We start from the raw sequence: 21,240 nt of genomic DNA on the forward strand, positions 1-21,240 counted from the left end.
GGGCCGGGCTGCCACTGGCAGCCCGGCCCTGCGTACGTGCTCGTGAGCGGATCAGTGGAGAACCGTGGGAGCGGCAGCTCCGTGCTCGGCCTTGGTCTTGGGGAGGAACCAGGCGGGGATGAGCGTGGCCAGCACCAGGATCGCGGCGATCACGAAGGTGGCGGAGAAGGCCTCGGCCATCTCGACCGGGATCGCCTTGAAGATCTCGGGCAGCTTGGCCGGGTCGAGGCCCAGCGCGGCGGCCGCCTCACCGACCTTCTGCTGGTTGGCCGGGTCGGTCATGAACTTCTCCAGGCCATCGGCCGGGACTCCGAGCTTGTCGGCGAGGTCACCTGCCGCGGAGACCGACTCCTTGCCGGCCAGGGCGTTGGTGAGCAGCACCGAGAAGAGCGCGGTGCCGGCGGAGGCGGCGACCTGCTGGACGATGTTCACCAGCGTCGTACCGCGGGCGATGGTGTGTTCGCGCAGCGTCGCCTGGGCGGCAGCGAAGGTCGGCATCATCGTCGCGCCCATGCCGAGGCCCATGATGAACAGCGAACCGAGGAGATACCAGTACGGCGTGGTGTCGTCGAGCTGCGAGAACATGAACATGCCCACCGCGATCGTGGTGAGACCGCTGAGGACGATCTTGCCCGGTCCCATCCGGTCCGCGAGCATGCCGGCGATCGGCATCGTGACCATCGCGCCCAGACCCTGGGGAGCCAGCAGCAGCCCGGCGTGGAGGGCGTCCTCGCCGCGTACCTGCTGGTAGTAGAGGGGGAAGAGCAGCGAGGCACCGAAGAACGCCATCGCGAAGATCGCCAGGGTGATCACCGCGACGGTGAGCTCCTTGTTGCCGAAGAGGCGTACGTCGATCAGCGGGTGGTCGTTGCGGGCAGACAGCGCCCACGGTACGAAGGCCGCGATCAGCAGCAGGCCCACGATCATGAACGAGAGCACCTTGGTGTCCAGCAGCGTGCCGGCCTCTGGGATCGAGGAGACGCCGTAGAGGAACAGCGCCAGACCCGGGGACAGCAGGATCATGCCGAGGAAGTCGAAGGACTGCGACGGCTCGACGTGGTCCTTGGGGAGCGCCCGCCAGGCGTACACCAGAGCGATGGCGCCGATCGGGACGTTGATCAGGAAGATCCAGTGCCAGGAGGCGGAGTCGATCAGCGCGCCACCGATGATGGGGCCGAGGATCGGACCGAGGAGCATCGGCACACCCAGGATCGCCATCACGCGACCGACTCGTTCGGGGCCGGCGGCACGGGTCAGGATGGTCATGCCGAGCGGCATCAGCATGCCGCCGCCAAGGCCCTGGATGACTCGGAAGGCGACCAGCATCGGCAGCGTGGTGGCCAGCGCACACAGCACGGAGCCGAGCACGAAGAGCACGATCGCGGTCATGTAGAGGCGTTTGGTGCCGAACCGGTCGGCAGCCCAACCGGTCAGCGGGATCACCGTCGCCAGGGCGAGGGTGTAGCCGGTCATCGTCCAGGCGACCTCGGCGGAGGTGGCGTCGAACTCGCGCTGGAATGTCTCCAGCGCGACGGAGACTACGGTGATGTCGAGGATCGACATGATCGATCCGAGCACGACGACGCCCGCGACGACGAGCACGCTCTTGTCGAGGTGGTCGTCCGGCGCCTTCTCAGGCTTGGCAGAGGTTTCTGTCACGGGTTGACAGCCTACGTGTGAGTTGTTATTGGTCCTAGCTGTTATTCGCATCCGAGCGGTGACTCGGGTCACGCGCCCTTGCCCGCATCGACTTGCTCCCGCTTCGCCGCCGCGAGCATGAATGTCTTGATCACCCGGTAGAACGGACGGATCAGCCAGCCGGGCAGTGTGCCGTGCCGCTCCTCCTCCCAGACCCGCGCTCGCGGATGGGACTGCAGCAGCCGGTCGATCAGCTGCGGGGAGCCTGCCGGCGGCGCGCCCGCGAGCACATCGATGCGGCAGACGTGCTTGATGTTGGCGTACCCGTACTGCGCCGGGTTGACCAGTCGCAGCGGTGCACCGTGATCGCCGTCGAGCGGCCGGCCATCGAGCCGGTCAGCGAGCAGGACGTCGTCGGCCAGGAGATCTTCCAGCTCGGCCACGAAGTGCTCGCCGTCGAGGCCGCGCACCATGACGTGGGTGACGATCGTGCCCGGTACGAGGGCCGGTGCGACGTACTGCCGATAGACGTCGGCGAAGGCGGCGCCCTCCCAGTGAAGGCCGGTAACGGACCAGCCCGCGACGCAGTGGAAGTCGGCATCGAGGTCGCGGCGGTCGGCGCCGACGAGCTCGTCCACGGCGATCTCGATCGGCGCGGTGAGCACTCCACCGAAGACCACTGTCGGATGGTCGTCGACCGTTGGCGGGGGCTGGCCGTTGTGTCGCCCGAAGCGCGGGAAGAAGTCGATCCCTCGCTGGCCGGGCGGGAGGGCGGCATGTGGACGGGCGGTCTCGGTCATCGCAACCTCCGGGAGTGGGTCATGCCACCCACCGTCCCAGCGCGCGGTGGGCCGCGCCTCAACCTCTGGGAGCGAGGGCCTCATCCTCCAGGATGAGAAAGCGTCGAAGGCCTGGGACATCGCGGCGCCGGCGCCGAGCAAGCCTCGGATGTCGGTGCGGGCGGTTACGGTCGTGTCCATGTCCTTCGTACCCGTGACGGGCCGCGCCGTCTTCCGGCCCGCGCATCCGCCACGGGACTCAGCCGTGGAGTTCGTGGACTCCCGACGGTCGGTGTCGTTGCCGATGCGGGCCGCGCTGCCGGTCCTGAAGAAGGCGTACGCCGCCTCCGACCTGCATCCCTCGGTCGCCCTGGTCGCGTCGGCAGCCCATCTCGGACTCCGATTCGTGGCCGCCGGGCAGCTGGAGCCCGACGGTGGCTCGTGGGCGGTCCGCTACAAGCCGGAGGACGAGGAGCGGGTGCGGCTGCTGGCCGCGTCGCGCGCCTATGACGATCTAAACGGCGAAGCGGCCGAGCTGCTGGTGCGGGAGATCGTGGCCGCGGTGGCGGACGCGGTGCCGACCTCGGCGCCGAAGGCCTCCGGGTCGGGGGCGTTCCGGGAGTCGCTGCAGACCCGGTTGTCGCGCTATCGGGCCGATGAGGGGCCGGTGACGGCCAAGCTGCCCTCGTTGGTGCGGCTCTCGTTCCGGGTCGAGGCGCCCGAGGAGGATCTGCTCGTGGGGTCGCTGACGTTGGTGCCGCAGGTGCACGACGAGGCCGATCCGCTGCACGTGGCCGATGCCGCGCGGTTGTGGGACGAAGAAGACGATCACGGATTCGGCCCGCGGGCGCGTACGCATGCGCAGGTCGCTCTCCGCGGCGCGGCGGAGGCCTGGCCCGTGCTCGACCGGCTGCTCGACCTGCCGGTGCCCTCTTCCCTGACGCTGGCGAGCGACGAGGTGATCGGGCTGCTCGAGGACGGCGTCGAGTGGCTCAAGGAGCGCGGCGTCGACGTCCTCTGGCCGCGGTCCCTGTCACGGGACCTGACCACGTCGGTCGCGGTCGACCGGGCGCCGTCCTCCTCGACCGCCGCGCGCGAGGACCTGATGCGGGAGTCGCCGCTGGGTGAGAAGGGCCTCTTCGCCTTCCAGTGGCAGATGGCGCTCGGTGGCGAGCCGCTCGATGCCGCCGAGATGGACGCCCTGGCGGCGGCCGCTGGTCCGGTTCTGCGGCTGAGAGGGGCATGGGCGGTCGTCCATCCATCGGTTCTGCGACGTGCGCGCAAACGGCTGCTCAAGCGGATCAGCGGCGTGGAGGCGCTGGCCGTCGCCCTGACCGGTCAGGTGCCGGACGAGGTCACCCAGGCGGCGCCCGGCGAGAAGGTGATCATCGGCGCCTCGATCGTGCGCCTCCGCGACGAGGTGATCGCGGCGACCTCGGGGCCTGCTGTCGAGGTGCCCGCCGGTCTCCAGGCCACGTTGCGGGGCTATCAGGTCGAGGGGCTGACCTGGCTGGCCGGCATCACCTCGCTCGGGCTCGGAGGCTGTCTGGCCGACGACATGGGGCTCGGGAAGACGCTGATGACCATTGCGCTCCATCTTCATCGTCAGAAGGAGCACGCCGGCCCGACCCTGGTGGTCTGCCCGACGAGCCTGCTGGGCAACTGGGAGGCCGAGATCGCCCGGTTCGCGCCCGAGGTGGAGGTGCGCCGCCACCACGGCGCCGAGCGCGTCGCCGAGGGCGCTAGCGGCGTGGTGCTGACGACGTACGGGACGATGCGGCGCGACGTCGAGCTGCTCTCGGCGGTGCCGTGGGGGCTCGTCGTCGCCGACGAGGCGCAGCATGTGAAGAACGCCGCCTCGGCGACCGCGAAGGCGCTCCGCGAGATCCCCTCGCACGCCCGGGTGGCGCTGACCGGCACCCCGGTGGAGAACAACCTGACCGAGCTGTGGGCGCTGCTCGACTGGTGCGTGCCCGGCCTGCTGGGCAGCCGGCTGGCCTTCCGTCGCGCCTGGGCGAGCCAGATCGAGGCGGGCGCGGACGTCGGGAAGGCGAAGGAGTTCGCCGCGCTGGTCAGCCCGTTCCTGCTGCGGCGGCGTAAGTCGGACCCCGGGGTGGCTCCCGAGCTGCCGCCCAAGACCGAGACCGACCACCTGCTGACGCTGACGCGGGAGCAGACCGTGCTCTACGAGGCCTATGTGCGAGACGCGATGGCCCGGATCGAGCGGCTCGACGCCGACGACCCGCAGCGGCGCGGGCTGGTGCTGAGCCTGCTGACCGGGCTCAAGCAGATCTGCAACCATCCGGCGCAGTTCCTGAAGCAGGAAGGCGGCCGGATCACCGGACGGTCGCAGAAGATCGACCTCCTCGACGAGCTGGTCTCGACCGTGCTCGCGGAGTCGGGGGCGGTGCTGGTCTTCACGCAGTACGTCGCGATGGCCCGTCTCCTCGAGGCCCACTGGGCATCGGCGGGCGTCGCCCACCAGTTCCTGCACGGCGGCACCCCGGTGAAAGAGCGCTCACGTATGGTCGAGCGCTTCCAGGACGGCGAGGTGCCGGTCTTCCTGCTCTCGCTCAAGGCGGGCGGGGTCGGGCTCAACCTGACCCGTGCCGACCACGTGATCCATGTCGACCGCTGGTGGAACCCGGCGGTCGAGGACCAGGCCACCGACCGGGCCCACCGAATCGGCCAGACGCGTACGGTCCAGGTGCATCGGCTCATCACCCAGGGCACCGTCGAAGAGCGCGTCGCGGAGCTGTTGCAGCGCAAACGGGTCCTGGCCGACGCGGTCCTCGGAGGCGGCGAGGCCGCGTTCACCGAGCTGTCCAACGCCGAGCTCCGCGAGCTGGTCAAGCTCGGTCCTCAAAAGCGCCAGAAACGCCGCCGGATCGCCTCGTGAGCACACGATGAGCGCGGTGCTGACCTTCGCCCGCGAGCCGCAACGGCGCAGCATGGTGCGGGTCGAGTCGTGGTGGGGACGGGCGTTCCTGCGGGCGATCGAGGAGCTGGCGTACGACGACAACCAGCTCACCGGCGCCCGGTCGCTCGCCCGCTCGGGGCGGATCGGCGGGCTGGTCGTCGAGGTCGGTCGGTTCGCGGCGGCGGTCGAGGACGAGCGCGGGCTGTGGACCGTGACCGGCACGGTGCCGGTGCTGCCCGGAGACGCCGTCACCGCGCTGTCGGAGGTCGTCGGTGCCACGGCCGAGCGGACCGAAGCGCTCCTGTCCGGCGAGCTACCGCTGGACGTGGCCGAGCACGCCGAGGAGGCGGGCGTCGAGCTGGTCCCGTATGGCGAGGAGCTCACGGTGGCCTGCACCTGCGGGCACTGGCACGCGGTGTGCGGCCACTCGCTCGCGGTGCTGCACCAGCTCTGCTGGACGGTCGACCGCGACGCGTCCGTCCTGCTTCATCTGCGTGGGGCAGAGCGTGACGATCTCCTCGATCAGCTGCGTGACGGGATGCGCCGGCACCGGTCGGCGCGACCGGAAGCCGCCGATGTCACCGAGACCGGTGAGTCGACGCGGGACCAGGTCGACGACGTCGAGATCGCGCTCGACGCGGTGCTCCGGGCACGTCACCTGCTCGAGGAGTGAGATGCCTGTGGAGCCCACGCGATAACCTCATGCAATGACCCTTCGGCAGGCTCAGGACATCGCCTCGGCCCCGACGAAGACCAGGCGCGAGCAGATCCTGGACACCGCGGCCGAGCTCTTCGCAGCCCGCGGGTTCCACGGCGTCTCCGTCTCCGAGCTCGGCGCGGCCTGTGGCATCTCCGGTCCGGCGCTCTACAAGCACTTCCCGAGCAAAGACGCGATGCTCGCCGAGATGCTCGTCTCGATCTCCCAGGAGCTGCTTCGCGAAGGCCGCGTCCGGGTGAAGGCCGCCTCGGGCACCGCTGCGGCCATCGAGGCGCTGATCGACTGGCACGTCGACTTCGCCTTGCGCGACCGCGCCCTGATCGTCGTCCAGGAGCGTGACTGGCAGTCGCTCCCGCACGAGGCTCGGGAGCAGGTGCGCACCCTGCAGCGCAAGTACGTCGACCTCTGGGCCGACCAGCTCCGCGACCGCAACCCGTCGCTGACCCCCGACACCGCCCGTGCCATGGCCCACGCCGTCTTCGGGCTGATCAACTCCACTCCTCACAACCGGGTCCTCCCCGAGGAGGCCACTCGCGACGTACTCGTGCGGATGGCCCGCGCCGCCCTGGTCTGACCGCCTCGTCGACTTCTGCGGACCGCTGCCGACGAGCGGACGGAGATCAGGCTCCCGTCGTGCGCTCCACTCCTCTCGAAGACTCGGCTCGACAGCGGCGACCTCACCTCGGCAGGATCCTGATTCGGCGCCATCACCCTCCTCCTGGCTGGTGGCCTCGGTCGGCATCGAAGCCAGTCCCCCGCACTCGCGCGCTGGCTGCTGCCGGCCCTCGCCGCCGGGGACGTCGGACAGGTGGCGGTGGGAATGGTGCTGTAGCTGCCTCGGAAGAGCGCCGTCGGAGCGTCGTACGCCTCAGTCGGACTGCCACGCGACGGGCTCTTGTCACCGGAGGTTAATAACCGTTAACCTCGACCTCATGGCAGCAAACCTGCGGGAGCTCACCGACGAGCTGCGTGAGCGGCTCGAGCGCGTACGGCAAGGCGGGAGCGAACGCTCCCGGCAACGGCACACCGACCGGGGCAAGCTGCTCCCGCGCGACCGGGTGGACGGGCTCCTCGACCCCGGGTCGCCGTTCCTCGAGGTGGCTCCGCTGGCGGCGTACGGGATGTACGACGACGCGGACGAGTGGGCGGTGCCGTCGGCGGGAGTGGTCGCCGGGATCGGGCTGGTGAACGGCCGCAAGTGCATGGTCGTCGCGAACGACGCCACCGTGAAGGGTGGCACCTACTACCCGCTGACCGTCAAAAAGCACCTGCGGGCACAGACGATCGCGGCAGAGAACAATCTCCCGTGCATCTACCTCGTCGACTCCGGGGGCGCGTTCCTGCCGAAGCAGGACGAGGTCTTCCCGGACCGCGAGCACTTCGGGCGGATCTTCTTCAACCAGGCCAACATGTCGGCGCGCGGCATCCCGCAGATCGCCTCTGTGATGGGCTCGTGCACCGCCGGCGGCGCCTACGTCCCGGCGATGAGCGACGAGACCGTGATCGTGCGCGACCAGGGCACGATCTTCCTCGGCGGCCCGCCGCTGGTGAAGGCGGCCACCGGCGAGGAGGTCACCGCTGAGGAGCTCGGCGGTGGTCTCGTCCACGCGTCGAAGTCTGGTGTCGTCGACCACCTCGCCGACGATGACAAGCACGCGCTCGAGATCGTCCGCGGCATCGTCTCGACGCTCCCCGCCCAGGAGGCGAGGCCCGTCGAGGCCTACGACGAGCCTGTCGAGTCCCCCGAGACGCTCGCTGACGTGGTGCCCGCCGACACCAAGACCCCCTATGACGTACGCGAGGTGATCCGCCGCATCGTCGACGGGTCCAAGCTGCAGGAGTTCAAGCAGCTCTACGGCGAGACGCTGGTCTGCGGGTTCGCCCACATCGAGGGGCAGCCGGTCGGCATCGTCGCCAACAACGGCATCCTCTTCTCCGAGTCGGCGCTCAAGGGTGCCCACTTCGTGGAGCTGTGCAACCAGCGCGGCATCCCGCTGGTGTTCCTGCAGAACATCACCGGGTTCATGGTCGGCAAGGAGTACGAGAACAAGGGCATCGCCCGCGACGGCGCCAAGCTCGTCACCGCCGTCGCTTGCTCGGTGGTCCCGAAGTTCACCGTCGTCATCGGCGGCTCCTACGGCGCCGGCAACTACGGCATGTGCGGGCGTGCCTACGACCCGCGATTCCTGTGGATGTGGCCCAACGCGCGGATCTCGGTCATGGGCGGCGAGCAGGCCGCATCGGTGCTCGCGACGGTCGCCGGCAAGCCGGACGACGAGGAGTTCAAGGCGCCGATCCGGGACCAGTACGAGACCCAGGGCTCGCCCTACTACGCCACCGCGCGGCTCTGGGACGACGGCATCATCGACCCCGCCGACACCCGCCGGGTGCTGGCGATGGGGCTCGCGGTGGCGGCGAACGCGCCCACGCCCGAGCCGCGCTACGGAATCTTCAGGATGTGACTGGAATGTTTGAGCCCGGGATGTTTGAGAGTGTTCTGGTCGCCAACCGCGGCGAGATCGCGCGGCGGGTCTTTCGCACCTGTCGTGAGCTGGGGATCCGGACGGTCGCGATCTACACCGCGCTCGACGCGGACGCCCCCCACGTACGCGACGCCGACGAGGCCGTCGAGGTCTCGTCCTACCTCGACGCCGACGCGGTGGTGAGCGCTGCCGCCGAGGCAGGTGCCGAGGCGGTCCACCCGGGCTACGGGTTCCTCTCCGAGCGGGCCGAGTTCGCGCGAGCGGTGGCGAAGGCCGGGCTGACCTGGGTCGGTCCGACACCCGAGGTCATCGAGCAGATGGGCCGAAAGGACGCGGCCCGGGAGATCGCGGTCGCTGCCGGCGTACCTGTGGTGCCGCGTGGCGAGGACAGCCCCTACCCGCTGCTGGTCAAGGCCGCGGCCGGGGGTGGCGGCAAGGGCATGCGCATCGTCCGCTCGCCCGAGGAGCTCGACGAGGCCCGCGCGGCGGCCGCCCGCGAGGCGCTGAGCGCGTTCGGCGACGAGACCCTGCTGATCGAGAAGTACGTCGAGCGTGGCCGCCACATCGAGGTGCAGGTCTTCGGCGACACCCACGGCAACGTCATCCACCTCTTCGAGCGCGACTGCTCCGTCCAGCGCCGTCACCAGAAGGTGATCGAGGAGGCGCCCGCTCCCACGCTGACCGCCGCGCAGCGAGACCTGGTCCTGACCAGCGCCGTCGCGCTCGCGAAGCAGGTCGGCTACACCGGTGCCGGGACCGTCGAGTTCCTGCTCGACGACGCCACCGGCGAGGCCTACTTCCTGGAGATGAACACCCGTCTCCAGGTGGAGCACCCGGTCACGGAGGAGATCACAGGCGTCGACCTCGTGGCCCTCCAGCTTCGCGTCGCGGCGGGTGAATCGCTCGGCATCACCCAGGACGACGTACGCGTCGACGGCCACGCCATCGAGGTCCGCGTCTATGCAGAGGACGCCTTCGAGGGCTTCCTGCCGCAGGCCGGCCGCACCTCGATCGTCCGCTGGCCGTCCGGTGCGCGCGTCGAGCACGCGCTGGAGAGCGAGCAGGTCGTCTCGACCGCCTACGACCCGATGCTCGCCAAGATCATCGTCCACGGTGCCGACCGCGAGGAGGCCCGGGCGGCGATGGTCAAGGCGCTCGACACGACCGCCGTCCTCGGCCTGACCACCAACACCGGCTTCCTACGTGTCCTGGCAGCCTCCGACGCCTTCCGCGACGCGGAGATCGACACCGCCTGGCTCGACCGCAACGAGGTGCCCGCCCCCGACGCCGACGTGCCGCGCACGCTCGTCGCCTGGATCAGCGCGATGATCTCGGCGGTCTCGGACACCACGACGCCGTTCCGCGCCGACGGCTGGCGGCTGGCCGGCTCCCCGGCGCCGACCATCGTCGACCTCGACCGCAGCGTCACCGTCGACCGCCCCTCCGGCCGCGTCGCCAGCGATGGCGCCAGTCACCTCGTCCGGCAGATCAGCGCGGCCGACCACGTCCTCGTGGCCGTCGTCGACGGCGTACGCCACTGGGCGGCCGTCAACGTCCAGCCCGGTCTCGCCGAGATCGTCCACCAGGGCCAGCGCTTCGACCTCTCCCCGCCCGACCGCGTCGCCGGTGCCGCCGCCCACCACAGCGACGGTGCCGTCGAGGCCAAGATGCCCGGCACCGTCATCGACGTACGCGTCCAGGTCGGCGACCAGGTCGAGGAGGGCCAGGTCCTCGGTGTCCTGGAGGCGATGAAGATGGAGGTCTCCCTCAAGGCCCCCTTCGCCGGCACGGTCACCGTCGTCGGCGCCTCCCGGGGATCTCAGGTGCCCCTCGGGGCAGAGCTGTTCGTGGTGGAGGCGGAATCCGCCTGATTTGTTACCCGCAGGGGTAAATCTCTTTGCTCTGGCTTGTCCCGACCCGTCCCATAGTTGCGTTGCACTCGGGGCGTTGTTCGAGGTAGGTCCCATATCAAGGAGATTCGTTGCGCGGATGGGGCAGGCCTGCGGCTGTCGTCGTCGTTCTACCGCTGTTGTTGTTGACCAACGGGTGTGGTGGCGTCGATGAGTCGACGCGGACCGGAGCCGCTTCGAGCGCTGCTAGCCGAACTGGCGACCCATCCGGTTCGCCTACGCCGGAGGAGTCCGGTTCGGCGACGCAGGCTCCGACCAAGCACCCGAAGATGGTCGCCTCGACGGCGGCTCAGGCGCGATCTCGGCCTGAGACGGCCGCGGTGAACGCGTGGGCCAAGGCGTTCGGGAAGGTGGTCAACACCGGCGACGTCGACGCTGCCCGCAGCGTGGTGACGCCGGGCGGACTCGACCGGATGGACCACTACACCCGCCGCGACCGTGGCCGTTGGTTCCCAGGGCCGCTGCCTGCGACGGTGACGTCGGTCGCTGCGCCGGACGAGGAAGGAATCCGTCTGGTGAAGGCCTGCATCTGGAAGGGCGGCTGGTCGCAGGTGTCCGAGAAGGACCCGTCCACCGAGTATCGAGAGATCGCTCCTGTCGTCATCGGGATCGTCGAGAACGACGGCACATGGCTGGTCGACGGCATGGCCGACGACCCGGATTCGACGTGCGCCGGGGTCAAGATCCCGACGCGTCACTGGTGAAGAGAGACAAGACATTGAAGACATTGAGAGCACTGGCCGGTGCGCTGGCCGTGCTGCTCGCCGCCGGCATGATGGCGGTCATCGGTGGCGCCGCCCCGGCAGCCGCCCTCGACGGGCCGGGCATCACCGGCCACGTCGTCGATGCCGACACTGGTGCCCCGATTGCAGGCGCTGAGGTCACCGTCTACTGCTACTACGAGGAGGACTGGGGCGAGGGGCCGTACGGCTACTGGTCCTTGTGCTACACCAACGCGAACGAGTCGGAGTGGCTCACCACCACGACCGCCGCCGACGGCACCTACGAGCTCCCCACGAGCGCCGACACCTATCGGCTCGGAGTCCGACCGGTCGGATCGGACTATCCCGAGGCGTTCTACGGCTCGAACGCCGGGACAGTGGGTGACGGCGCCGACATCGCCGTCACCGACGGCCCGGTGACCGCAGATCTGCAGCTCGTACGCAACAGCATCATCTCGGGCACGGTGACAGGTGCCGGTGCCGGTCCGCTTGCAGGGATCCGTCTCGAGGCGCTCGCCTACGACGAGCCCTACGGCTGGGACAACCCTGTTGGGTTCGCGAAGACGGCCACCGACGGCACGTATCAGATGCACGTGCCCGCTGGGACCTACCGCGTCTTGTTCAACTCCGGCGACCGCAGCGGAGAGGGAACTCCGCCCGTCGACAGCGACGACCGTTGGGAGCGGGCCTATCACGGTGGCGCCACCGTAGAAGAGGCGACCGATGTCGTCGTCACGCGAGGATCCACCGTCCCCGGGATCGACCGGGAGCTTGCCGAAGCGCCCAACGGCATCATCTCCGGGCATGTCGCCAGCACCACGGGTGAGGCGATCGCCGGCCTCGTCGTCACCTCCTACAAGTTCTATGAGGAGGATTGGGGAGACGGGCAGGTCCACGGATTCTGGGAGAGCTACCGCCAGGTGAGCACTGATGCGGACGGCAACTACCGCCTCTACCTGCCCGCAGGGGACTACCGCGTCGGGTTCCGGCAGGACTCCAGGAACGATCAGGACCCGATCCTGTGGCAAGCGGAGTTCTACAACGATGCAACCACAGTCAAGGCTGCCGAGACGCTGACGGTGGCTCTCGACGAGACCCGCTCCGGGGTCGGTGCCGTCATCGCGGCGAACGGACAGATCGCCGGACAGGTGACCGACGATTCCGGCCGTCCGGTTTCGGGTACCTACGTCACGGCTCGTCAGCTGGTCGATGAAGGTAGCGGAACGGTGTGGGACGGGGTGGCGTCCGCCCGGACCGGCGAGGACGGCAGCTACCGCCTGCACGTGCCGAACGGCAGCTATCGCATCGAGTTCAAGGACCACGAGACAGGGCTCGTCACCGAGTACTACGACAACGCGACCAGCATCGAGCAGGCGACGGACGTCGTCGTGGCCGGCTCCGCCGTCGTCTCGGGCATCGACGCAGCCCTGAGCCAGGGCGGCTCGATCGAGGGCACCGTGACCGTGGCCGGTAGCCCGACCGGGGACATCAACGTCTTCCTCTACGCCAACGAAGGCGGCGACTGGACGTTCACCTCGGACCTCTCGGTCGACGAAAGTGGTCACTACGCCTTCGACGGTCTCCGCGATGGGGCCTACCGTCTGAGGTTCGCGCCCGGGGAGTCGGCCGCGATCGGTGAGTACTACGACAACGCCTCATCCCTCAGCGAGGCGACCGACCTGGTCGTATCGGGCGCCAACACGCTCACGGCCGACGCAGATCTGACGGCCGGCACCTCGATCGCCGGTACGGTGACCGACGAGTCCGGGGAGCCTCTGCGCGGCATCGACGTGTCGCTCTACCAGGCCCAGGACGACGGCAGTGGCTCCGTCTGGTGGGATTCGGTCGGCTGGGACACCACCACCACGACCGGGAGCTACAGCTTCGACGGCTTGGCCGCCGGCGCGACGTACCGGATCGGGTTCGTCGACAACGAAGGGAACTTCGCACGGGAGTACTACCGGGATGCTGCCACCGTCGAGCGTGCCACGGACGTGATCGCCGGTGAGTCGGGTCCGATCGATGTCGCTCTCGCCAGCGACGCCGGCGCGGAGGTCATCACGGGGGCAGTCACCGATGATGCGGGAAACCCGGTCGCCGGAGTCACCGTCGAGGCCTACCGCACCGACACCTGGGATGAGGCCGGCTCCGTCACCACCGGTGCTGATGGCACCTACCGTCTCGACGGACTCCGAGCCGGCCCCCATCAGGTGAGCTTCTCGCTCAACGACGACTACCTCTACACCGATGAGGAGCCCTATCGACTCGTCGATGTCGTGGCGGGCACGGCTGCCGTCGAGGATCTCCAGGTGCACGTCGGTGGTCGAGTCACCGGAACTCTCCGCGACGCCGACGGGCAGCCGATCCGAGACGCCTATGTCACGGCCTACACGGCGGACGGCTTCGAGTGGTCCGGCCAGGGATACGTCGAGGTGGACGGGAACTACACAGTCCGCGGACTTCCGTCCGGCACCTACCGTTTGGAGTTCACCAGCAACGCCGGACACCGCCCCGAGTGGTTCAGCGACAAGTCATCCTTCGACGAGGCCGACGTCGTGACGGTGAACCTCCGCGAGACCACCACCGCGAACGCCGAGCTCGCGCTGGGGGCCCGCGCCACGGGTGTCGTGACGCACCACGACGGCACCCCGCACGCCTGGGAGTACGTCATGATCGAGCGCGACGGCGGCTCGGGCTGGGAATACACGGGGGAGGCCTGGACCGACGAGTCCGGACGCTACGCGACCGGTGCTCTGGATCCCGGGACCTACCGCATCCGGGCCGACGCCTACGACGGCATCCACGTCACCACCTTCTCCAAGGAGTTCACGGTGACCGACGCCGAACAGGTCGTGCGCGACATCCAGATGCAGCGCCCGGTCGTGACCAATACCGCAGCTCCCACCATCGAGGGCACCGGGATCGTCGGGGAGAAGCTCGCCGCGACCAGCGGCGAGTGGGACACCGATGGCGTGACCCACACCTACGAGTGGCTCCGCGACGGTCAGGCGATCGACGGCGCGGTGGCGGAGACGTACGTCCTTGCGGATGCCGACGCGGGTCACCGGGTCGGAGTCCGGGTGACCGCGACGAAGGAGGGGTACGTCGCGGGGAATGCCGACTCGCAGACCATCTCCGTGTCACACGGCCCGCTCGTCAGCTCCCAGCCGCCGGTGGTGACCGGTGTGCCGAAGGTGGGCGAGACGCTCGGCGTCGACCCCGGCACCTGGAGCACCGACGGGGTGACGTACGGCTACCAGTGGCTGCGCGACGGTGAGGCCATCGCCGGCGCCACCGGGGCGAGCTATCTGCTCAACCCGAACGATCACGGTCATACCTTCTCCGTGAAGGTCTCGGCCACCAAGGAGACGTGGGAGCCGGGTACGGCGGTCTCGAAGCCGACGGTCTCGGTCGAGCTCGGTGACCTCGTCCTCGAGCCGAAGGTCGCTGGCGACGTACGTATCGGGAGCACGCTCACCGCGTCGACGGATGCGCCGGCGGGTGCGACCGTGACCTACTCGTGGCAGGTTCGCTCCCCCGCCGCAGAGCCGAGCGCTGACACGTTCAAGGAGGTCGGCACCGATGCCAGTTTCGAGGTGCGTGACCGCCACAAGAACTACGCCTTGCGATTGGTGGTGACCGTCGTCGCGGACGGCTACAAGACCGCGACCGTTCCGGTCGACGTCAGCGACCGGCTGCGGTAGTTCCCATCATGATGCCCGGGGTGCCCCGGCGCCCCGGGCATCAATCCGTTGCGCTGAAAGTCATGGCGGAAAGGCAACTGATGCCGTCGCCGACCGCGGTGAAGGCCTGGATCGTGCGAATTGAGAGAGCAATGGGTCGCGGTAGATGAGAACCATTCACAAAGTCGCTGTGGCGGCAGTATCGGTTGTCGCCGTGCTGGTTGTCGCGGTGCTGGTTGCCGAGCCGATCTTGCTGGTTGCGCTGACCAACCACTCAGGCAATGCGCGTGACCGTCAGACGACGGTCACCGATGCAGATGCACTTTCCGTATGGAAGATGACGTTGGCCCCGCGTTGGATGACCTCAACTCGATTCAGGATCCACCAAGAGTCCCGTCGGACGAGCCTGCCCGAGTCTCTCCGTGTGCGATCGATGAGTACGGAGATCTGTTTCAACTCGATGCCGGGAAGCACTGGACTGCGAAGGCCACTCGGGATGGAGTCGCGGTGGATCTGAACACCGTGCTTCCGGAGATTCGTTCTGGATATTCCGAGATCGTGCAGTCGATGGTTGCCCGCGGGTGGACTGATGAGACTGGCGTCCGCGGTGAGTCGGAGGATGGTGTGACCGGTCCGGTGATTACGACGTTGACCAAAGCGAATGACAATGTCCGCGTCCGGCTGCGGATCGATATGTATACGGATTGGATCGTTGCCAGCCTGACGTTTCCAGACGCTCCTCGTGGCTGCCGGGTTGCCGATTGACTGAGGGCTCACCACAAGCGCCCCTGACTCAGTGAGTCAGGGGCGCTCGAGGTTGAACCGCTCCGAGTCAGGCCTTGCCCGAGTCGACCTCGGCACCCAGGATGCGCCCGGCGTGCTCGTGGTCGACGGTGAGGTTCTCGCCGGTCGAAGGGTCGAAGAGGTGGATGCGTCGGCCGTCAACCCAGATCTCGGCGTCCTGACCCTCCGCGATCCGGCTGGAGCCGTCGAGCGAGACGACGAGCTGGGTGCGCAGACCCTCTCCGTCCAGGTCCTTCTCGAGCTGCTGGAGCTGGGCCCTGACCTCGTCCGGAGCCTCGAAGGGGATGTAGGCGTAGGTCTCGTTGCCCAGCCACTCCACGGCGTCGACCTTGGTCGAGAAGGTCGAGCCGGTGCGCCCGGAGCTCGAGGCCACGGAGGCGTCCTCGAAGTGCTCGGGGCGGATACCGGCGATGAGCAGACCGTGCCCGGCGGCGGCCTCGGCCTTCTCGGCAGGGATCTCCACGCTGCCGAACGGGAGCTCGACCGTGGAGCCCTTGACCGTGGCCGGCAGGAAGTTCATCGGCGGGGAGCCGATGAAGCCGGCCACGAACAGGTTGCCCGGGTTCTCGTAGAGCTCGCGCGGGGTCGCCAGCTGCTGAAGGACGCCGCGCTTGAGCACGGCGACCCGGTCGCCCAGCGTCATGGCCTCGGTCTGGTCGTGGGTGACGTAGACGGTGGTGATGCCGAGCCGCTTCTGCAGCCGGGCGATCTCGGTGCGCATCTGGCCACGCAGCTTGGCGTCGAGGTTCGACAGCGGCTCGTCGAAGAGGAAGGCGTCGGACTGCCGGACGATAGCCCGCCCCATGGCGACCCGCTGCCGCTGGCCGCCGGACAGATTGCCGGGCTTGCGATCGAGGTGCTCGTCGAGCTCGAGCGTGGATGCCGCGTCGCGGACCAGCTTGTCGAGCTCGTCGTCCGGCACCTTGGCCAGCCGCAGCGGGAAGGCGATGTTCTCGTAGACGGTGAGGTGGGGATAGAGGGCATAGTTCTGGAAGACCATCGCGAGGTTGCGATCCCGCGGGGCGAGGTCGTTGACCCGGCGGTCGCCGATCATCATGTCGCCCGAGGTGATGTCCTCGAGGCCGACGATCATGCGCAGCAGGGTGGACTTACCGCAGCCCGAAGGTCCGACGAGGATCATGAACTCCCCGTCGGCCACGTCGATGGAGATGTCGTTCACGGCCGGGAAGCCGTCGCCGTACTTCTTGACGATGTGGTTCATGGTGATAGCGGCCATGGCAGCAGCACCTATCCCTTCACTGCGCCGGAGGTGAGACCGGCGACGATCTTGCGCTGGAAAATCAGGACGATGACGATGATCGGGATCGTGGCGATGACCGCTCCCGCGGCCAGCAGGGAGGCCGGCCGGTTGAACGGGTCGGCGCCGACGAAGAAGGACAGCGATGCCGGGATCGGTCGGGCGTTCTCGGTCGAGGTGAGCGAGATGCCGAAGACGAAGTCGTTCCACGCGAAGAAGAACGTCAGGATCGCCGCGGTGAAGACGCCTGGCGCTGCCAGCGGCACGATCACCTTGCGGAAGGCCTGCCACGAGGTGGCGCCATCGACCTGGGCGGCCTGCTCCAGCTCCCACGGGATCTCGCGGAAGAAGGCAGACAGGGTCCAGATCGCCAGCGGCAGCGTGAAGGACATGTAGGGGATGATCAGTCCCGGCCAGGTGTCGTAGAGACCGATGGCCCGCCACATGTCGAACAGCGGGCCCACGAGCGAGACCACCGGGAACATCGCGATCGCCAACGCGATGGTCAGCACCGCCTTCTTGCCACGGAACTCCAGCCGAGCGATCGCGTACGCCGCCAAGGTGGCCACGATGACCGACAACGTCGTCGCGATCAGGCTGATCCCGATCGAGTTGAAGATCGCCCGCCGGAACTGCTCGTTGTCCCACACGGCCACGTAGTTGTCCCAGCCCGCGCCACCGCCGGCGGCCGGGAAGAAGCCGGGGCTGCCGTTGGTGATCGCGGCCTCGGACTTGAAGGACAGCGAGATGATCCAGGCCACCGGGAGGAGGCACCAGACGAGGATCAGGAGGCAGCCGATGACGATGCCGATACGGTTCTTCATCCCGATCACCCTTGTCGAGCCTGCGCCAGGTCGACGCGGAAGAGTCTGACGATCAAGAAGGCGACCACCAGAACGGATAGGAAAAGGAGCACCGACAACGCCGAACCCATGCCGAGCTGGAACTGCTCGATGGTCTGGCGATAGGTGAGGAAGCTGATCGACTCGGTCCGCACCGCTCCTGAGGTCATCACGAAGATGTTGTCGAAGATCCGGTACGCATCGAGCGCACGGAACAGGACGGCGACCATGATCGCTGCACGCATGTTCGGCAGGATCACCTTGGTGAGCCGTTGGGTCCACGTCGCTCCGTCGACCTTCGCCGCCTCGATCATGTCGTCGCTGACCTGAGCCAGGCCGGCGAGCAGCAGCAGCGACATGAAGGGAGTGGTCTTCCAGATCTCGGAGACCATGATCGCGACGACTGCCGACCCGGTCTGGCCGAACCAGTTGAAGTCGTCACCCACGAACGGCAGCCACCCGTTGATGAACCCGTTCTGGAATGAGAACGCGAACTGCCAGGCGAAGCCCGATACGACGGTGATGATGCCGTAGGGCACCAGGATCGAGGTCCGGATCACGCCCCGGGCGAAGATCACCCGATGCATCACCATGGCGAAGATGAACCCGATGACCAGCTCGACCGCCACCGTGACCACCATGTAGAGCACGGTGACACCGGTGGTCTGCCAGAACAGTGGGTCGGTGAGCGCGGTGAGGTAGTTGCTCAGCCCGATGAACGCACGCTCTTCGGGCGCGGTCAGCGCGTAGTCGAAGGTCGACAGGTAGATGGCTCGCAGCATCGGGAAGGCCGTCACGAGCAGCATCAGCACGATGGCCGGGGCGACCAGCTTCTGGCCGAGCCGGTTCTCGGCGCGGGCCCGGTCGCTCATCACCGGCTTGCTCTTGGGGGCGGCAACGGCGCTCATAGGAGGGACTTCCCTTCCAGCACGTCCTCCAGATAGGCCGCGGACTCCTCGGGCGTCGTGTCGGGATCGACCGACTCCGGCGAGTGCCAGGTCGACTGGATCGCGCCGGAGATCATCGAGTAGTAGGCGCTCTTGGGTCGAGGGCCACCCTCGTCGACGCTGGTCCGGTAGAGCTCGATCAGCTCCTTGGGGTAGTCACCGCTGGCGGCGACCTCGTCGTACGCAGCGTTGGTCGAGGGCATCAGCCCCGCCTCGAGCGCCAGGTCGACCTGCGCCTGCTCGGAGGTGATGCACTCGGCTGCCTCGGCGGCCCATTCCGGGTGCTTCGAGAACGCGCCGACGCCGATGTCGATGCCGCCGACCGGCGGCTTGGACACCTCGCCCTCCACCGTCGCGGGATAGCGCGCCCAGCGCAGGTCGTCGAACTGCTCCTTGGTCGGGCCACCCGGCTGGTCGATCACGCCCTCGTAGTTCTTGTAGACGAAGGTCCAGTTGGTCATGAACTCACCCGGGCCGTTCTTCGGGAACATCTGGCCCAGGCTGGTCCCTTCGCGCGAGACGCTGAGATCGGGTTGGGCCGCGCTCGAGTCGGCGAGCATCTCGATGACGGTCGCGGCCTCGCGACCTGCGTCGGAGTCGATCTCGACCTTGGCGTCCCGGCCCGCCTCGGTGTCGGAGACGATCGCGCCCCCGGCGCCCTGGACGAGAGCGTTGATCCAGACGACGTACGCCTCGTACTTGTCGGCCTGGACGCCGACCGACCCGCCATTGTCGGCGGCCGCCTTGATCACCTGCTCCCAGGTGACCGGCTGGGTCATGTCCAGTCCGGCGGCCTTCGCGAGCGACTCTCGGTACCAGAGGATCTGCGTGTTCGCCCACAACGGGATCGCGTACGCCTTGTCCTCCCAGACCACCGTCTCGGCGGCGCCGGAGAGGTAGTCGCCCTCGCCCTCGGTGCTGCCGATGATCCGGTCGCCGAGGTCGCCCTCGACCTCCTTCAGCCAGCCGGCGTTGGCGAACTCGGGCACGAAGACCGGGTCGAGGTTCATCAGATCCGTGGATGAGTCCTCGGCGGCCAGCCGTCGGGCGAGCTGGGTGCGCTGATCGGTGGCACCCGTCGGCAGCAGCTGGACCTCGATGTCGTAGTCGCCCGTGCTGCACTGGTCGGCGTACTTCTCGAAGACAGCGACTCCGTCGGGGTTGACGTACCAGTTGAGGACGGCATCGCTGGACCCACCGCATGCGGCGAGTCCGCCGGCGGCCAATGCGGCCACCGCGACCTGCGCAATCATTCGTCGGCCCGGAGGTCGGCGTCTTGGATCTGGCGGGTTCGTAGAGCCACGCCCTCGCTTCGCGTACTTCAAAACACGCTCCCCGATCTGTGATGCTTGTCACGACGTTCTACCGTTGAAAACGGTCGATGTCCATGCTCTGCCGTCTGGCCAGTCTGTTGCCGCAGCCCCCGGATCGAGCGCATTTGCCTCGTGTCGTGCTCGGCCGTGTCGGCGCCGGGTCGAGGCCTGCCCAACCCGCTACGGCTCGACTAGGGTTGAGTGGTGAGTGCTCTCCCCGCCGTCGTGCCCCAGCCCGATCTGCCGCAGAAGGTGACGATCTACGAGGTCGGTGCACGTGACGGCCTCCAGAACGAGAAGACGGCGATCGACACCGGCGTCAAGGCAGACCTGATCACCCGGCTGCTCGATGCCGGACTGAGTCCGGTGGAGGCGACTAGCTTCGTGCACCCGAAGTGGGTGCCGCAGCTGGCCGACGCCAAGGAGCTGATGACCGAGCTGGTCGACAGGCTGGGGGACCGGGCGCGAGAGCTCCCGGTGCTGGTGCCTAACGAGAAAGGGCTCGATCGTGCCCTCGAACTGGAGCTTCGTCACATCGCGATCTTCGGCAGCGCGACCGAGACGTTCGCCAACAAGAACCTCAACCAGACCTTCGACGGCCAGTGGGCGATGTTCGAGCCGACGATGAACCGCGCGAAGACAGCAGGCATGACCGTCCGCGGCTACCTGTCGATGTGCTTCGGTGACCCCTGGGAGGGTCAGGTCGAGATTGCGAAGGTGGTCGAGGCGGGCAAGCGGCTCTTCGATCTCGGTGCCGACGAGCTCAGCCTCGGGGACACGATCGGCGTCGCGACCGCAGGCCACGTGAAGGCACTGATCCAGGCGTTCGGAGACGCCGGCGTCACGACCGACCGCCTCGCGCTGCACTTCCACGACACGTACGGTCAGGCGCTGGCCAACACCCTGGCCGGACTGCAGTCCGGCGTGACCACCTACGACGCCAGTGCCGGCGGCCTGGGCGGTTGTCCCTACGCCAAGAGCGCGACCGGCAACCTGGCGACCGAGGACCTGCTCTGGATGCTCGACGGCCTCGGGATCGAGCACGGCGTCGATCTCGACAAGGTCGTCGACACGAGCCGCTGGCTCGCTGAGCACCTCGGCAGGCCGAGCCCTTCGGCCGTCGTACGTGCCCTGCCGTAGAAGGTGATCACAAGCCCTAGACTGCACCCAAGAGTGACGGCCCGGTGACAATCGACGGACCGCCGCGACAATCTCTACTAACT

Annotated in this window: 15 protein-coding genes; 9 read left to right on the forward strand and 6 right to left on the reverse strand. The window is 68.2% G+C overall.

Going from position 1 to position 21,240, the window contains the following annotated elements; translation table 11 throughout:
* Positions 1-51 precede the first annotated feature (51 nt).
* Positions 52-1,659 carry a DHA2 family efflux MFS transporter permease subunit gene (locus BJ988_RS25020; RefSeq protein ID WP_179660558.1) on the reverse strand — a complete coding sequence of 536 codons (1,608 nt, stop codon included), beginning with the start codon at positions 1,657-1,659 and terminating at the stop codon, positions 52-54.
* Between the two features lie 68 nt (positions 1,660-1,727).
* Complete coding sequence (locus tag BJ988_RS25025; protein ID WP_179660559.1) at positions 1,728-2,438, reverse strand: molybdopterin-dependent oxidoreductase; 711 nt, start codon at positions 2,436-2,438, stop codon at positions 1,728-1,730.
* A gap of 178 nt (positions 2,439-2,616) precedes the next feature.
* Between BJ988_RS25025 and BJ988_RS25030 the strand changes: the two genes are divergently transcribed.
* The 8 genes from BJ988_RS25030 (at position 2,617) to BJ988_RS25065 (ending at position 15,618) form a co-directional block, all read left to right on the forward strand.
* Positions 2,617-5,316, forward strand: coding sequence for a DEAD/DEAH box helicase (locus BJ988_RS25030; protein ID WP_179660560.1), 2,700 nt, complete (start codon positions 2,617-2,619; stop codon positions 5,314-5,316).
* A 7-nt stretch (positions 5,317-5,323) separates the two neighbouring features.
* The gene (locus tag BJ988_RS25035; RefSeq protein ID WP_179660561.1) at positions 5,324-6,010 is read left to right on the forward strand and encodes an SWIM zinc finger family protein; all 687 of its coding nucleotides are present in this window, start codon (positions 5,324-5,326) and stop codon (positions 6,008-6,010) included.
* 34 nt (positions 6,011-6,044) lie between these two features.
* On the forward strand, positions 6,045-6,629 hold the full coding sequence (locus BJ988_RS25040; RefSeq protein WP_179660562.1) for an SACE_7040 family transcriptional regulator: 585 nt from the start codon (positions 6,045-6,047) through the stop codon (positions 6,627-6,629).
* Positions 6,630-6,987: 358 nt separating this feature from the next.
* On the forward strand, positions 6,988-8,517 hold the full coding sequence (locus tag BJ988_RS25045) for a carboxyl transferase domain-containing protein (protein ID WP_179660563.1): 1,530 nt from the start codon (positions 6,988-6,990) through the stop codon (positions 8,515-8,517).
* A gap of 20 nt (positions 8,518-8,537) precedes the next feature.
* On the forward strand, positions 8,538-10,409 hold the full coding sequence (locus BJ988_RS25050) for an acetyl/propionyl/methylcrotonyl-CoA carboxylase subunit alpha (protein WP_179660564.1): 1,872 nt from the start codon (positions 8,538-8,540) through the stop codon (positions 10,407-10,409).
* A 359-nt stretch (positions 10,410-10,768) separates the two neighbouring features.
* Entirely contained in the window at positions 10,769-11,152 is a 384-nt protein-coding gene (locus BJ988_RS25055; RefSeq protein WP_179660565.1) for a hypothetical protein, read from the forward strand.
* Positions 11,149-14,874, forward strand: coding sequence for a carboxypeptidase regulatory-like domain-containing protein (locus BJ988_RS25060; RefSeq protein WP_179660566.1), 3,726 nt, complete (start codon positions 11,149-11,151; stop codon positions 14,872-14,874). The genes BJ988_RS25055 and BJ988_RS25060 overlap by 4 nt, the downstream gene beginning before the upstream one ends.
* A 486-nt stretch (positions 14,875-15,360) precedes the next feature.
* The gene (locus BJ988_RS25065) at positions 15,361-15,618 is read left to right on the forward strand and encodes a hypothetical protein (RefSeq protein ID WP_179660567.1); all 258 of its coding nucleotides are present in this window, start codon (positions 15,361-15,363) and stop codon (positions 15,616-15,618) included.
* Positions 15,619-15,685: 67 nt separating this feature from the next.
* Here the strand turns inward: BJ988_RS25065 and BJ988_RS25070 are convergent, their stop codons facing one another.
* The 4 genes from BJ988_RS25070 to BJ988_RS25085 are packed head-to-tail and all read right to left on the reverse strand — an operon-like array spanning position 15,686 to position 19,957.
* Positions 15,686-16,894 carry an ABC transporter ATP-binding protein gene (locus tag BJ988_RS25070; RefSeq protein ID WP_179660568.1) on the reverse strand — a complete coding sequence of 403 codons (1,209 nt, stop codon included), beginning with the start codon at positions 16,892-16,894 and terminating at the stop codon, positions 15,686-15,688.
* Between the two features lie 11 nt (positions 16,895-16,905).
* On the reverse strand, positions 16,906-17,739 hold the full coding sequence (locus tag BJ988_RS25075) for a carbohydrate ABC transporter permease (protein WP_179660569.1): 834 nt from the start codon (positions 17,737-17,739) through the stop codon (positions 16,906-16,908).
* Between the two features lie 5 nt (positions 17,740-17,744).
* Complete coding sequence (locus BJ988_RS25080) at positions 17,745-18,665, reverse strand: carbohydrate ABC transporter permease (protein WP_179660570.1); 921 nt, start codon at positions 18,663-18,665, stop codon at positions 17,745-17,747.
* Complete coding sequence (locus BJ988_RS25085) at positions 18,662-19,957, reverse strand: extracellular solute-binding protein (protein WP_179660571.1); 1,296 nt, start codon at positions 19,955-19,957, stop codon at positions 18,662-18,664. The genes BJ988_RS25080 and BJ988_RS25085 overlap by 4 nt, the downstream gene beginning before the upstream one ends.
* A 264-nt stretch (positions 19,958-20,221) precedes the next feature.
* Between BJ988_RS25085 and BJ988_RS25090 the strand changes: the two genes are divergently transcribed.
* Positions 20,222-21,157 carry a hydroxymethylglutaryl-CoA lyase gene (locus tag BJ988_RS25090; RefSeq protein WP_179660572.1) on the forward strand — a complete coding sequence of 312 codons (936 nt, stop codon included), beginning with the start codon at positions 20,222-20,224 and terminating at the stop codon, positions 21,155-21,157.
* Positions 21,158-21,240: the final 83 nt, after the last annotated feature.

This window comes from Nocardioides panzhihuensis, from assembly GCF_013408335.1.
GTDB classification, from domain to species: Bacteria; Actinomycetota; Actinomycetes; order Propionibacteriales; family Nocardioidaceae; genus Nocardioides; species Nocardioides panzhihuensis.

Excerpts from the sequence above, each read along its gene's own strand:
- BJ988_RS25025 (WP_179660559.1), bottom strand. The coding sequence starts at position 2,438 with ATGACCGAGACCGCCCGTCCACATGCCGCCCTCCCGCCCGGCCAGCGA.
- BJ988_RS25030 (WP_179660560.1), top strand. The coding sequence starts at position 2,617 with ATGTCCTTCGTACCCGTGACGGGCCGCGCCGTCTTCCGGCCCGCGCAT.
- BJ988_RS25035 (WP_179660561.1), top strand. The coding sequence starts at position 5,324 with ATGAGCGCGGTGCTGACCTTCGCCCGCGAGCCGCAACGGCGCAGCATG.
- BJ988_RS25040 (WP_179660562.1), top strand. The coding sequence starts at position 6,045 with ATGACCCTTCGGCAGGCTCAGGACATCGCCTCGGCCCCGACGAAGACC.
- BJ988_RS25045 (WP_179660563.1), top strand. The coding sequence starts at position 6,988 with ATGGCAGCAAACCTGCGGGAGCTCACCGACGAGCTGCGTGAGCGGCTC.
- BJ988_RS25050 (WP_179660564.1), top strand. The coding sequence starts at position 8,538 with ATGTTTGAGAGTGTTCTGGTCGCCAACCGCGGCGAGATCGCGCGGCGG.
- BJ988_RS25070 (WP_179660568.1), bottom strand. The coding sequence starts at position 16,894 with ATGGCCGCTATCACCATGAACCACATCGTCAAGAAGTACGGCGACGGC.
- BJ988_RS25075 (WP_179660569.1), bottom strand. The coding sequence starts at position 17,739 with ATGAAGAACCGTATCGGCATCGTCATCGGCTGCCTCCTGATCCTCGTC.
- BJ988_RS25080 (WP_179660570.1), bottom strand. The coding sequence starts at position 18,665 with ATGAGCGCCGTTGCCGCCCCCAAGAGCAAGCCGGTGATGAGCGACCGG.
- BJ988_RS25085 (WP_179660571.1), bottom strand. The coding sequence starts at position 19,957 with ATGATTGCGCAGGTCGCGGTGGCCGCATTGGCCGCCGGCGGACTCGCC.